The organism is Croceivirga sp. JEA036, assembly GCF_011882165.1.
Classification (GTDB): domain Bacteria; phylum Bacteroidota; class Bacteroidia; order Flavobacteriales; family Flavobacteriaceae; genus Croceivirga.
On the sequence record NZ_JAATON010000005.1, the window covers coordinates 235,585 to 248,928 of the forward strand.

Here is a 13,344-nt window from a genome sequence, read left to right on the forward strand (position 1 = left end):
TTATATCAGAATTAAAGCGACCTTAAAACAGAAATAAACATAAAAGCACAACAACATGAAAACAAATAAAATAGGTTTAGACCAAGAAAAATCAGTAGCACTTAGCAAAGATTTAAATACCTTACTCGCTAATTTTCAACAATACTACTTAAACCTTAGAGGGGTACACTGGAATATAAAAGGGAAACGCTTTTTTGATTTACATGAAAAGTTTGAAGAATTATACGTGGATGCCAATTTAAAAGTTGATGAGATTGCCGAACGTATTTTAACTTTAGGAGGCACCCCTTTACACACTTTTGAAGATTATACCAATGCGGCAAAAGTACCCGTAGGTAAAGACGTAACTAAGGATGTAGAAGCGGTACAATTAATCGTAGATTCCTTAAGCGAATTGTTAACTATTGAAAGAGAAATTTTAGATGCTTCTGACGATGCTAATGATGAAGGAACCAATGCAATGATGAGTGACTTGATTACCGAGCAGGAAAAAACCGTATGGATGTTTACCGCTTGGTTATCAGAATAAGAGAGTATCGGTTCAGAAGAGAAAAGTCCCGCTACAAAGCGGGACTTTTTTAGTTTAAAATCTTATGGTGTGGCTCACTGGTTCTTCTGCAACAGTAAAGGAAGAATCCTTAAATGTTGGTGGTCCATACATATTCATTTCTCCGGTTGTACCATAGCTTTCTTTGGGCATACCGTTAGCTTGGAAATCCATTTTGTTATTACCGTTAGCATCATGCAATATCATAATAGCATATGTGCCTGGGGCAACGTTCTCAAAAGTGATGGTTACAGCCCCTTTTTTCGCAGCAACAGAGGACATTTTTATTCCTTGCGCTTTCATAAAAGTTTCTGCTGTATGCAAACTGGCTAAAAGATTTCCTTCGTCATTAAGTACATTTTCAATGGTTACACTTACGGTAACACCATCGGTTTGCGCTTGGCTAAAGGTTAACGTACATACAATTGCGAATAAGGATAATAAGGTTTTCATATTTTTTGTTTTAGTAGTTAATGAACAGGGTAAAACTCATTAAATTCCACTCACTATTCAATTGTGAGTTACCCAATTGTTGATTTTGCTTACTGAGCCGTACATCAATAAGCTAAAATGTGTATTCCATTTGAATATCGGCACGTTCATACGGAGATGGTGGCCCCTCTATTTCTACAAAACCGAGCTTCTCATATAATTTAATGGCTGGTACAAGTACACGGTTACTTTCTATAAAAATGTTCTTTGCACCTAAACTTTTGGCTTTAGCTATAATGTGTTGCCCTAATAAATACCCTACTCGTTTGCCTTGGGCTTTTGGAGTAACTCCCATCTTGGCCAATTCGTAATCAAAATGGTAGCCATCCGTTTTAATCAAGGCACAAACGCCTACCACTTCATTGTTTAATAAGGCAACAGCAATATAACCGCCTTGGTCTATTATATTCTCTTGTGGATGATTCAAAGCTTTAAAATCTGATGGCTCCATTTTAAAATACTGTTCTATCCATTGCTGATTTATCGCCTTAAAAGCTTTAGCATATTCTGGTGAAAAGGGAACTATTTTTATGCTTTCACTCATTATTTTTTCATTTTATCGGCAACAGCTTTACTAGCTGCAGTATCCAATTCTTTTAATTCTGACATAATTGTAGCATGGTCTTCACTACGGGTCTGACTCATTTTATAAGCGGCCTGTATATCCGTTATTTTAACTTCAAACCCTACTGTGCCTTTAACTTGGCGCAAGGTTTTAGAAGAAAATTTAGATAAGTCGATAGGATTTTTAGCCATTTGCTCATATTTCGCTACTAATCGATGCATCGATGCCATAGTTTCCTCCTCAGAAAGCACTTTTAGATTTCCATAAACATGTACGGCAATATAATTCCATGTGGGTACTTCCTCTTCTTTATACCAAGAAGAAGAAATATAATGGTGTGGACCATTGAAAATACATAATACTTCTTTCCCGTCAACCAAAGCCTTTGCTTGTGGGTTCGCCTTGGCCAAATGACTCACCAAAATGGCTTCCCCATCCTTATCTGTTTCCAATTCTAACGGAATGTGGGTACCCCATGGTTTACCTTCCACTTGGTCTATTAAGATACCAAAGCTATTGGCTTGTATAAAAGCTTTTACTTCTTCTATATTTTCATTTTGATAATAGTGTGGTATGTACATGCTGTAAAGGAGCTCATTTAATTTAACAGATTAAACATACTCTTTTTTCAATTAAGAATACCCATACAAAGCGTTTACCTTGCTTTAGCATGAAATTAAAGAAACATATAAAATATATTATAAGCTTTGTACAGAAGTTTAAATTCTGTTTTTTATTGGCTACACTATTTATACTTTATGGCTGTAAACAAATGACCAGTTTGTCAGATGCTATTACTCAACCTTCTGCTAGAGAAGTATACGAACGCAATTATAGTTTAGAGAATACGGCGTATGCAGCGTGGCAGAATGCATTTGCTAACGCTTTAAACGATAGTGTAATCATCAACCTGCCCTATAAACAAGTAGGCAAGTTTTCTAGTGTTGAGCCTACGGTTTTAAGTTTTTCTTTAGCCTTGAAAGAAGGAGAGCGTTTGGTAGTGTCCTTACAAACAGATAGTATTACCTCTAATTTTTTAAGTCTATTCAAATATGATGAATCAAAAAAAATAGACTTACTACTAGAAAACAAACCCAATGCATCTTCTTTGTCCTATATCATAAGGGAATCGGGTATGTACAAATTACTCCTGCAGCCCCAACTTTTTGCAAATACAGAATATACCCTATTAATAAGGAGAAGGCCTACCTATTATTTTCCCGTTAGTGGAAAGGACAACAGCGCCGTGCAAAGTTTCTGGGGTGCACCACGGGCTGGTGGTACCCGTCAACATGAGGGTATAGATATTTTTGCTGCTAGAGGTACGCCCGTAGTTGCTGTAACAGATGGTCGCGTAGTGAGCACACGTAATCAAGGATTGGGTGGTAAACAAGTTTGGTTAGCAGATGGGCTGTTTGGCAATCGTTTGTATTATGCGCATTTAGATAGCATTATTGCAAGTACAGGGCAAAAAGTAACTGTTGGCGATACTTTGGGCTTGGTAGGGAATACAGGTAATGCAAAAACCACGGCACCACATCTACACTTCGGTATTTACAAATCCAAAGCAGTAGACCCTTATCCTTTTGTAAAAAAGATAGAACCATTGCCAAGTTTTGAATTAAATAATCCAACAACTGGTGGAATTATAAAAGCAGCCAAAGCCAATGTACGGCAAGGAAATTCAGTAAAATCAACTAAACTAAAAACCTTAAAAGAACAAGATACAGTACAAATTTTGGGGTATACTAAAAACTGGGTTCATATTAGGGACCAAAATGGAACGGCAGGTTACGTTTACAAAAATCTACTGCAATAAAAAAAGCGGGTCGAGACCCGCTTTCATTTCAAGTGTTTATGTAGGAAGGCAATTTATGCCCTGGATGTTTTAGAAGTAGTCTTAATAACTAATTTGTAATGGACTTTTTCCACTTTTGTATTTTGAGTAGAGCTAATCTTTTCATGCTGGTCATAGCTAGAATAGCATAATGTAGCTACTAGCACTAATCCATAAAATATACACTTTCTCATTCAATCGATTTAGGTTGTTTTGTGTTCTTTACGTATGCGAAGATTTTACATTTTAACTCCGTCCGCTACCTCAATCCGAATATTAATTAATTCATTTAAAAATTTGTGATAAGTGTATTTAAAAAGCTGCTTTTTAATCTTGTGCTAAAATAGTTCCCGGTATTAACTCCTCTACAATTTGGCCTTCTTTTTTATAAACATAATACGAATGGTTATCTGCATCTAAGGCAACAGAGGTATGTACTTTTTCATTTATAAAGTGGATAGCAGAACGGTCGTCACAAGCGTAACCATCTGCCAAGGTACCTGCTAAAATATTAGAATGATAAAGGGGTCTTCTAGATTTCTCAGAGTTGTAATGCGGACAATGACTCTTTTCTATAAAACCTAAGCAAGAAACAATGCTCAATTCTTTGGGTCTAGAATCTGTAGTGCCGCCCAGTGTCCAACATAAAGAGCCTGCGCTGCCACCGCCCATAATAACACCCTTGTCATAAGCCTTACGCAAGGCAATATCTATACCTTGGGCTTTCCAAATGGCCATCATGTTTAAAGTATTGCCACCGCCAACAACTACGGCGTCCATTTTTGATAGTATTTCATCAAAACTCTCTTTTTGGTCGTAAGAATTAATCCAAACCCGCAGCACATGGGGAATAACAGCTATTTGTTCGCAAACCTCGTAAAACCGTTGTATATATTCTGCATCGTCCCCACTGGCCGTTGGAATAAAACACAGGTTAGGTTTGGTTTTACCTGTGGCCTTTGCCATGTAATTTAAGAAAGGAACTGTATGTCTGCCACTACCGTAAATCAATAGTTGTCTTTTCATATAAAATTATTTTTGCGGTAAGTTAAAACGAATTTTTACAATCCAGTAGGTAATTTCTACAGTTGGGTTAGTAAGCTTTAAATAGTAGATAGGGTTTATAGATTTTTGGAGCATCAATCTAAAACAACAGTCATGAAAAACTATTTAGCACTATTACTTTTCTTTATCAGCTTTGCACTTTTGGCGCAAACAACAATTACAGGTACTGTTACCGCAGGTAAATTACCGGTAGCAGGGGCCAATGTGTATTTAGAAGGTACGTATGATGGTGCTTCTACTGATGCTGCAGGTCGTTTCTCCTTTATAACTACAGAAACGGGTACACAAATGTTGGTGGTCTCAAGTATAGGTTACGATACCCATTATGAAATGGGAGAGGTTACCTATTTTCAAGAATTAAAAATTGTTTTGCAAGAAGCCATTAATAGCTTAAGTGGAGTAACGCTAACAGCGGGTTCTTTTGAGGCGGGTACGGAATCTAAAGCGGCGGCATTAAAACCGCTAGATATTGTAACCACGGCAGGTGTGGCCGGAGATATAGGCTCTGCTTTGCAAACCTTGCCGGGCACCACTACAGTTAGTGAAGACGGGCGTTTGTTTGTGCGCGGCGGTAGGGCAGAAGAGACCCAAGTGTTTATAGACGGGCAGCGAGTTTTTCAACCGTTTATGGCGAGTACCAACAATGTACCCACAAGAGGCAGGTTTTCTCCTTTTCTTTTTAAAGGAGTTAGCTTTAGTACCGGCGGTTATTCTGCGGAGTATGGGCAGGCGCTTTCTGGTGTGTTGCTTATGAATACTACTGATTTACCAGACCAAGAAAAGACGGATATTTCTGTGATGAGCGTAGGTGCAGGTCTGGGACATACCGAGATTTGGGGCAATACTAGTTTAAGTTTTAATACCAGTTACATCAATTTATCGCCTTACGAAGCCTTGATACCTTCTACCAATGGAGTGCGTTGGAACAACCCGTATGAATCCATGGCTGGCGAAGCTGTTTTTAGGCATAAGGGGGAACGCAGTATGTTTAAATTCTACACGGGTTTTAACCATGCCAATTTTGATATAGACCAGGAGGACATCAATTTTGAGGAGTATGTAAATTTTAGATTGAAAAACAATAACCTGTATTTAAACGCGAATTATAAATACTTTTTTGAAAACAATTGGACGGTTTATGCCGGAGCTAGTACGGCATGGGATACCAATGCCATTACGGTTGTTGAAAATGACATAGAAACAGCAGATACTTCGCTTCATTTGAAGTTGAAAGCTTCTAAAGAATTCAGTAGCCGGTTTAAATTAAATGTTGGTTCTGAAGTGTTCCACACCAATTATGAAGAAGAATTTATAGCCAATAATGGATTCGATTTCACCACTGGCTTTGATGACTTGCTTTGGAGTGGCTTTGCAGAGGCCGATGTGTTTTTTAGCAACAATTTTGCCCTAAAACTAGGGGCACGCGCAGAGTATTCTAATTTAATTGAAGCTTGGAATGTAGCCCCACGAGCATCCTTGGCTTACAAAACGGGTCAGGATAGTCAGTTATCCTTAGCTTATGGTAATTATTATCAGAATCCATTAACCCAGTTTATCAACTACGATGCTACCCTAGATTATGAAAGAACGGCCCATTATATTCTTAATTATCAATACGCTAAAAACGGCAAAACCTTTAGGGTAGAAGGGTACTACAAGGATTATGACAATTTGGTGAAGTATGATACCCGTGAGCCACAATTCAACTCCAATTTTAGCAATTTAGGAAATGGCTATGCTGCCGGTCTAGATGTATTTTACAGGGATAACAAGAGCATTAAAAACTTGGATTATTGGCTATCTTATAGCTACTTAAATACAGAACGTGATTTTCTGGATTTTACGGAGCAGGCCACACCAAATTTTGCGAATGCTCACAATTTTTCTGCCGTAGGTAAATATTGGGTCAACGATTGGCGTTCGCAAATAGGAATGTCTTATAGTTATGGTTCTGGCAGACCCTATGATAACCCTAACACACCAGAATTTTATGCCGAAAAAACTAAAGACTACCACAATCTAAGCCTTAATTGGGCCTATTTAATAGACCAGCAAAAGATTTTATTTTTCTCGGTTAACAATGTGTTGGGTACTAATAATATTGGAAACTACCAGTATGCCAATACCCCAAATGCAGAAGGTGTTTACAACCGTAGAGCCATATCACCCGCTGCGGATAGTTTCTTTTTTGTAGGATTCTTTTGGACTATCAGCAGCGATAAAAAGAGCAATCAATTAGATAATTTATAAAAAGTACAATTCGGTAAGCAATTCATACAGTTGGGTAACTCCTATTGGTGTGGTTTGTTGGTTAACCCGAGTTTTACATCGTAATCAAACATTAAACAAACAGTCATGAAAAAAACTATTTTAATTTGTCTTTTAGCCGTAACTAGTGTGTTAACTGCACAAGACAAGTACACTAAGGGAATGCAAAAAGCTTTGCAACTTTGGGGAGAAGGTAAAATAACCGAAGCCTCTAATTTATTTGAACGTATTTCTATGGCAGAACAAGACAATTGGCTTCCCTACTACTATAACGCATTGGTAAATACAACCGCCTCTTTTGGCGAAACAGATGAAACCAAATTGAAACAACAATTAGAAAAAGCACAAGAATTCATAGACGTGGCCAAGAATATTTCGCCAGATAATGCAGAGCTATTGGTTTTAGAGGCCTTGACAAATACGGCCTACATTGCTTTTGATGGGGCTACCTATGGGATGACGCTTTCTGGAAAAGTAGTGCAATTGTATGGAAAGGCGGCACAGTTAGCGCCCAACAACCCTAGAGTAGTGTTTTCTAAAGCGGAGTGGGACATGGGGTCTGCCAAATATTTTGGAAAGGATACCATCCCTTATTGCAAAGATGTGGAACGCTCTTTGGAACTTTTCGCTAATTTTAAACCAGAAACCGAATTTTATCCAAACTGGGGGCAAGACAGAGCCAAAGAAGTTTTGGCCCAATGCAACAACTAGAGCATGCAAAAATTTATAAAGGAATTTTTTAAAGGAACACTCATAGGGACCGCAATTTATGTGGTCTTTATGGTTTATTTCTACTTTTTTACGGATGTAGATAAAACCCAATTATGGCGTGGAGCGTGGTCAGAATATTATGAGAATATTATTTTTTCTGTCATTATCTACATGCTCAACATTTATTGGTTTGATTATATTCTAAAGCGATTTGATAAGAAAATATGGGGTATTAAACGTTTTTCTATTGCCTTTGGAGGTAATATAGTAGTTTCTCTTATTGCAATTTTCTTTGCAAGACTTATAAGGCTTGTATTTTTTGGAGATGAGGTTTTTATGGAGTTTCTTCTTGGGGAGCGCGTACATAACTATACCCAATCCCTAATTATCTCTTTTGTAATAAACCTCATATTTTATGGGGCCTATTATTACAAGTATAGACAAGACAATAAGGTAAAAGAGCAGAAAATCATTGCGGGTACCGCATCTGCTCGTTTTGATGCATTAAAAAATCAGTTAGACCCACACTTCTTGTTCAATAGCTTAAATGTATTGACTAGTTTAATAGAAGAAGACCCCTATCAAGCGCAGAAATTCACCACGTCCCTTTCCAAAGTATACCGCTATGTTTTGGAGCAGAAGAATAAAGATTTGGTAACGGTAGATGAGGAGCTCAACTTTGCTAGGACCTATGTGCGTTTACTAAAAATGCGTTTTGAGGATAGCATTGTGTTTGATATTCCAGACCAGGCAACGGACCCGGACGCTAAGATTGTACCTTTAAGTTTGCAATTATTGTTAGAAAATGCAGTAAAGCATAATGTTGTTACGGCATCTAGACCATTGCACTTAAAAGTGTTTGAAGCCGAGAATAATTTGGTGGTGAGTAACAACCTACAGGCTAAGGAAGTGGTAAAAAAGAGTAGCGGGGTTGGACTGCAGAACATCAAACAACGTTATCAGATTTTAACGAATAGGGAGGTATCTATAGAAAAAACAGAAACCGATTTTAGAGTAACCTTACCCATGCTTAACCAACAAATATCTCGTGTGGAAACCCAGGACGAATTTTTAGAGGAAAAGCGTTACGAGAAAGCAAAGGAGCGCGTAGAGGCAATAAAAGGGTTTTATGGTAATTTAACGGCTTACGTATTTGTCATCCCTTTTTTATGGTGGATAAATTACCGTACTACGAGTTTTACTTGGGCAATTTTCCCCACATTGGGCTGGGGGTTTGGGCTAGCGGCTCATGCGTTGCAGGCTTTTGGCTATCATCCTCTTTTGGGTAAGGATTGGGAAGAACGTAAAATTCGTCAGTTTATGGAAGACGAAGATTTTTAATTTTCACTCTCTTTAAATTGCACTTCATTTCTCAAATCTTCTAAATGTATTAAGGCTTCATCTGGTGTAAGACTAACGTTTAAAAGCGAAATAGCTTTTTCTATAGTGCTACAAAAATGAAATACGGCATTATCACTACCAATGCGTTGTAGTAACGTAGCAAAAGCAGTTGTAGCTGGAGTGGTAACCAATAACACCTCCTTAAAGGGTATTGTTACCTTATTATTCCTTGAGGTGCTGGTTTGTATCACAGATTTTACAACATCATCAACTTCCATTTCTGTCAGGTCAGACAATACATATCTAATATCCTTAGAAAAAGGTTCTTTTAAAATACGCTCTAAGTGTTGTTTGTAGGTATCATGGCAAGCTTTACCTGAATACTTCTGTATAAGTAATTTTTTATGAGCTATATATTGATATACTATCTTCATCTATCAATGCAATTGATTTTACTCCAAATATAAAAATCGTAAGGTTTTTCTTAATAATCACTAACTATTTTACCTGGTGCATTATTGTATAACAATTCATCATTCTTTTTCTACAATTGAGTAAGACGCTTTATGGAAAGTGGTTCTGGTAAAGGATATTTACAGTGTAATTAATCAAAACAAAAAAAACAACTATTATGGAATACCAAAACGACGCTAAGTACAGAAGAGCTAAAGAAAAAGTAGAAAGCATAAGAAGTTTTTATGGTAATTTATTTGCTTATGCATTAGTAATTCCTTTTTTAGCATATATCAATTACAGTACTACAAGTTTTCCTTGGGTAATTTTCCCTGCTTTAGGATGGGGATTGGGCCTATTAGGACACGGATTGCATGCGTTTGCTCAAAATCCTTTTTTTGGTAAAGAATGGGAAGAGCGCAAGATTGCGGAACTTATGAAGGATCATAACTTTTAATAGTTACTATCTTTAAAAAAGCAACAAAGAAATATCAAAAAACGAATAGCAAATAATATTTAACAATGGATACAAAGTTTAATGAAAGCAAATACCAGAGAGCCAGAGATAGGGTAGATGAGCTCAAAAAGTTCTACAACAACCTAACCATATATTTAATTTTTGTGGTGTTCTTGGCGGGTATAAATTACTATACCACGGGTTTTGGATACATGTGGTTTCTGTGGGCAGCCTTTGGCTGGGGAATAGGAGTTTTCTTTCATGCACTAAAAACATTTAGGGTAAATCCATTTTTTAATAAAGATTGGGAAGAAAGAAAGATTAGAGAAATAATGGAAAAAGAAAGAGAAACAGAAAAATGGAAGTAATCATGAAAAAAACCAACGATGCAAAATATCAACGTGCGCAAAAACGCGTAAAAGAGATAAAAAGTTTCTACATACACCTTGGAGTTTATGTAATTATTAATGCGTTTATTTTAGCCAATTTTTTTATCCAAAGTGGGTTTGATCAAATGCGATTTTGGGATTGGACCAACTTCTCTACACTCTTCTTTTGGGGTATAGGATTAGCATTCCATGGCATACGTGTATTTGGAATATTTCCAATATTTGGAAGTAACTGGGAAGAACGAAAAATTCAAGAATATATGGATAGGGATAGCGCGGAAAAAGATAAGTATCTTTAAAAACTAAATAAACCAAAATAACCAAACCAAACATGAATGTACTAATCATAGAAGACGAAAAACCTGCAGCAAGAAGATTGGGTAGAATGCTGTCAGAATTACAAGTAGAAGTTGCAACCATGTTACACTCTGTAGAAGAATCTATTTTGTGGTTTAAGCAAAACCCACATCCTGAATTAATTTTTTTAGACATCCAATTATCAGACGGATTATCTTTTGAAATTTTTGATGCAGTACATGTAAAATCTGCAGTGATTTTTACTACTGCTTATGACGAGTATGCACTACAAGCTTTTAAGCTAAATAGCATTGATTATTTGCTAAAACCAATTGATGATGAAGACTTGGAAAAAGCAGTAAAAAAATACCGTGATTTTGCACCTAAAAAGGACAAGATTTCAATTGATTTTGAAGACATAAAAAAGCTCCTTGTTAACCCTCTGGAGCGGGAGTATAAAAAACGATTTACCGCTAGAGTAGGGCAACATTTAAAGATTATAAATGCAGATGAGGTAGAGTGCTTCTACAGTGAAAATAAAGGCACTTATGCGGCTACTACAGATGGTAGAAATTATTTGTTAGATACTACTCTAGAAAATTTGGAGGACGAAATCTCTCCTAAAACCTTTTTTCGCGTTAGCAGAAAATTCTATGTAAACATTGACCATATTAAAGACATAGTTTCTTATACCAATTCTAGGCTTCAAATAAAGCTAAAGACGTATAAAGAACAAGATGTTATAGTTAGTAGGGAGCGCGTAAAAGACTTTAAGTTTTGGTTAGAGTAAAGCTGTTTAAAAATCTGGTAAATTGTATTTTAAGTGTCGCTATAAAATTTTATTATAATTAAAGTGATACTCTAGATAAGGGCTATTTGTCTATTCGGTTGTCATCAAAAGCAGAAGGTAGTAATTGCGGAATCAATTTAATAAAAATGGGTAGTAAAACAGCCCCACCAGGAAGCATGAAAATTGCTAAAGATGGTATGCTTTTAAATAAATCTAATAATTGTTGCTGCATTTTTTTACGCTCCTGTGGCGTTAAGTCTTGCTTAGTAGATTTTGCTAAAAGCTGTAAAAGTTCTTTGCTCTCTACCAGTTCTTTTTTAAGTCGCTTACTGTTTCTTAAAATAAGTTTACTTACGTTTTTGGTCATCCCATCGTAAAATTGAGATGCCATATTAAGCTCTTTTAGATAAGGTATTTTTTCTCGGTTTTCATCAAAGAAAATAAGCACATTTTTTACCGCTTCTGCAATCGTATTTTTATCCCGATTTAACCCATAGCCTACCTCATAAATAAAGTCAGATTCCTCTTGTTCTAATTTACCATCTTCCCATACAGTTAAGCAGGCAATATCTAGTAAATATTTCTTTTCAGATTCGCTAAATTTAAGACTCAATAATTCATAAAAACTATGTTCAAAATGGGTTTCATTTAAATCAACATAACTTAAAGATGCAGCTAGAATTTCTAAAAGTTTTTCATCACTCTTTCTGGTTTCTTTAGAATTTAATGCTTGGTAAGCAATGTTTATGGTAACATATTCAAGTAGCTCTGCATGCGATTTTATATCAGGATTACCTCTAAGAAATTCCTTAAATATTAGAACGTCTACATATAGCAAAGAGTTAGTAAGGCTGTTGCCAAAAGCACGACTAAAGGCACTCCCGTTAAGATAAATTCTGGAGTCCAATAATTTCTCTAATTGGTCTTCTGTTTTTTTGCCAATTAGGATTTTGTCCAAGAAACCAATCTGCCCAAGATTCATCAATTTATAGTATTCAAAAACCATACTGACAAAGTGAGAGAAGTCGGTTTTCTGGGTCTCGAATTTATAAGAAAAATACAGTGCTGTTAATAGATTAATTTTAGCAATTTCATCCTCTGTATAGCTATGCTCAGCCACGGCAAAAGGGGGCGGAGTTAAATGTATTCCGTATACAAATCCATTAGCTAATAAAACCTGATAAAGATGATTTTGGTCAACATACAGCTCTTGCTTTTCTTGGATTAAATGTCCAAATTTTTTAATCCAACCAGTTGCGGATGGGTTCATATTGGTGTTTGATTGCTTAGATCAAAGTAAGAAAAAATCTACGAGCTTGTCGCTAATTAGTTATCACAGCTTATTTACAATTGTATTTTTTGTTGGGAATACTTTAACATTTAAAACCAAACCCACCCTTTTTAAACCCCGTAGGTAAGGGAAATAATCTTTAAAACATTTGATGATGAAAAAATCAATTAAAAAGGGAGTATTCTTTGGTTCGCTTGCAGTAGCAATGGCTATTGTGGTTGCAGCAGACCATATAGATGCCCCTAACAGTATGGGGACCACGGCAGATATTGCAGATTTCTATGCTTTTGAACCTACAGAAGGTTCTGATAATACCGTATTTATTGTAGACTTACAATCTAACGTAGTAGATGGTTTAGCATACGGTTCTTTTGATGAGGACGTGCTAACCGAAATTAATATTGATTTGGATGGCGATTTGGTAGAAGACCAAGTGATACAAGCCATACCAAGAGACGGTATTATGTACTTTTTTGGTCCCGTAGCACCAACAACCACAGGTATTTCTAGTGAAGTAGCAGTAGATATGCCATTGGGTATGGTAGAAATTTCTGCAGAAACTGCAATTACAGAAACTACTGCAGATGGCGTAAAATTATTCGCTGGGCCCAGACAAGATGCTTTCTTTTTTGACTTTACACAGTACAACCAAGTGGTTATGCCAAGCCCAGAAAACAATAGCGGATTTAATAATCCCGGTACAGACACTTTTGATGGCGCTAATACCATGGCACTAGTGGTAGAGATTCCTAATACAATGTTAGGAACGCCTACAGCGACTAATGTTTTAGGTTTAGAGGTGTACAAAACCTGGGTAACTACAAATAGAAAACAATAATCA

At 36.5% G+C, this 13,344-nt stretch carries 16 protein-coding genes; 10 read left to right on the top strand and 6 right to left on the bottom strand.

Going from position 1 to position 13,344, the window contains the following annotated elements; all coding sequences use genetic code 11:
* Positions 1 to 55: 55 nt before the first annotated feature.
* Positions 56 to 529: a Dps family protein gene (locus tag HCO57_RS14080; protein ID WP_167989543.1), complete on the top strand. Its 474-nt coding sequence runs from the start codon at positions 56 to 58 to the stop codon at positions 527 to 529.
* 54 nt (positions 530 to 583) lie between these two features.
* Here the strand turns inward: HCO57_RS14080 and HCO57_RS14085 are convergent, their stop codons facing one another.
* From HCO57_RS14085 to HCO57_RS14095, 3 genes are all read right to left on the bottom strand, one after another.
* Positions 584 to 1,000 (bottom strand): DUF2141 domain-containing protein, encoded by a 417-nt coding sequence (locus HCO57_RS14085; protein WP_167989544.1) that lies wholly within the window; start codon positions 998 to 1,000, stop codon positions 584 to 586.
* A gap of 112 nt (positions 1,001 to 1,112) precedes the next feature.
* Complete coding sequence (locus tag HCO57_RS14090) at positions 1,113 to 1,583, bottom strand: GNAT family N-acetyltransferase (RefSeq protein ID WP_167989545.1); 471 nt, start codon at positions 1,581 to 1,583, stop codon at positions 1,113 to 1,115.
* Positions 1,583 to 2,185 (bottom strand): FMN-binding negative transcriptional regulator, encoded by a 603-nt coding sequence (locus tag HCO57_RS14095; RefSeq protein WP_167989546.1) that lies wholly within the window; start codon positions 2,183 to 2,185, stop codon positions 1,583 to 1,585. The genes HCO57_RS14090 and HCO57_RS14095 overlap by 1 nt, the downstream gene beginning before the upstream one ends.
* 191 nt (positions 2,186 to 2,376) lie before the next feature.
* Between HCO57_RS14095 and HCO57_RS14100 the strand changes: the two genes are divergently transcribed.
* Positions 2,377 to 3,423 carry a M23 family metallopeptidase gene (locus tag HCO57_RS14100; protein ID WP_167989547.1) on the top strand — a complete coding sequence of 349 codons (1,047 nt, stop codon included), beginning with the start codon at positions 2,377 to 2,379 and terminating at the stop codon, positions 3,421 to 3,423.
* A gap of 345 nt (positions 3,424 to 3,768) precedes the next feature.
* Here the strand turns inward: HCO57_RS14100 and HCO57_RS14105 are convergent, their stop codons facing one another.
* Positions 3,769 to 4,467 (bottom strand): peptidase E, encoded by a 699-nt coding sequence (locus HCO57_RS14105; RefSeq protein ID WP_167989548.1) that lies wholly within the window; start codon positions 4,465 to 4,467, stop codon positions 3,769 to 3,771.
* A 132-nt stretch (positions 4,468 to 4,599) separates the two neighbouring features.
* Here HCO57_RS14105 and HCO57_RS14110 point away from each other — a divergent pair, with 132 nt between their 5' ends.
* The 3 genes from HCO57_RS14110 (at position 4,600) to HCO57_RS14120 (ending at position 8,826) form a co-directional block, all read left to right on the top strand.
* On the top strand, positions 4,600 to 6,756 hold the full coding sequence (locus HCO57_RS14110) for a TonB-dependent receptor domain-containing protein (protein ID WP_167989549.1): 2,157 nt from the start codon (positions 4,600 to 4,602) through the stop codon (positions 6,754 to 6,756).
* A gap of 105 nt (positions 6,757 to 6,861) precedes the next feature.
* Positions 6,862 to 7,485 (top strand): hypothetical protein, encoded by a 624-nt coding sequence (locus HCO57_RS14115; RefSeq protein ID WP_167989550.1) that lies wholly within the window; start codon positions 6,862 to 6,864, stop codon positions 7,483 to 7,485.
* 3 nt (positions 7,486 to 7,488) lie between these two features.
* Complete coding sequence (locus tag HCO57_RS14120) at positions 7,489 to 8,826, top strand: 2TM domain-containing protein (RefSeq protein ID WP_167989551.1); 1,338 nt, start codon at positions 7,489 to 7,491, stop codon at positions 8,824 to 8,826.
* Here HCO57_RS14120 and HCO57_RS14125 read toward each other — a convergent pair.
* Complete coding sequence (locus HCO57_RS14125) at positions 8,823 to 9,260, bottom strand: hypothetical protein (protein ID WP_136951054.1); 438 nt, start codon at positions 9,258 to 9,260, stop codon at positions 8,823 to 8,825. The two genes, HCO57_RS14120 and HCO57_RS14125, sit on opposite strands and share 4 nt — an antisense overlap.
* A 197-nt stretch (positions 9,261 to 9,457) precedes the next feature.
* Between HCO57_RS14125 and HCO57_RS14130 the strand changes: the two genes are divergently transcribed.
* From HCO57_RS14130 to HCO57_RS14145, 4 genes are all read left to right on the top strand, one after another.
* The gene (locus tag HCO57_RS14130; RefSeq protein WP_136951055.1) at positions 9,458 to 9,736 is read left to right on the top strand and encodes a 2TM domain-containing protein; all 279 of its coding nucleotides are present in this window, start codon (positions 9,458 to 9,460) and stop codon (positions 9,734 to 9,736) included.
* Between the two features lie 65 nt (positions 9,737 to 9,801).
* Positions 9,802 to 10,104, top strand: a complete 303-nt coding sequence (locus tag HCO57_RS14135) for a 2TM domain-containing protein (RefSeq protein ID WP_167989552.1) — start codon at positions 9,802 to 9,804, stop codon at positions 10,102 to 10,104.
* 2 nt (positions 10,105 to 10,106) lie between these two features.
* On the top strand, positions 10,107 to 10,424 hold the full coding sequence (locus tag HCO57_RS14140) for a 2TM domain-containing protein (RefSeq protein WP_245167604.1): 318 nt from the start codon (positions 10,107 to 10,109) through the stop codon (positions 10,422 to 10,424).
* Positions 10,425 to 10,456: 32 nt separating this feature from the next.
* The gene (locus tag HCO57_RS14145; RefSeq protein ID WP_167989554.1) at positions 10,457 to 11,212 is read left to right on the top strand and encodes a LytR/AlgR family response regulator transcription factor; all 756 of its coding nucleotides are present in this window, start codon (positions 10,457 to 10,459) and stop codon (positions 11,210 to 11,212) included.
* Positions 11,213 to 11,294: 82 nt separating this feature from the next.
* On the opposite strand, the gene HCO57_RS14150 is transcribed toward HCO57_RS14145, so the two are convergent.
* Positions 11,295 to 12,482, bottom strand: a complete 1,188-nt coding sequence (locus HCO57_RS14150) for an LETM1-related biofilm-associated protein (RefSeq protein ID WP_167989555.1) — start codon at positions 12,480 to 12,482, stop codon at positions 11,295 to 11,297.
* A 175-nt stretch (positions 12,483 to 12,657) separates the two neighbouring features.
* Here HCO57_RS14150 and HCO57_RS14155 point away from each other — a divergent pair, with 175 nt between their 5' ends.
* Positions 12,658 to 13,341: a DUF4331 family protein gene (locus HCO57_RS14155; RefSeq protein ID WP_167989556.1), complete on the top strand. Its 684-nt coding sequence runs from the start codon at positions 12,658 to 12,660 to the stop codon at positions 13,339 to 13,341.
* The last annotated feature ends 3 nt before the right edge of the window (positions 13,342 to 13,344 follow it).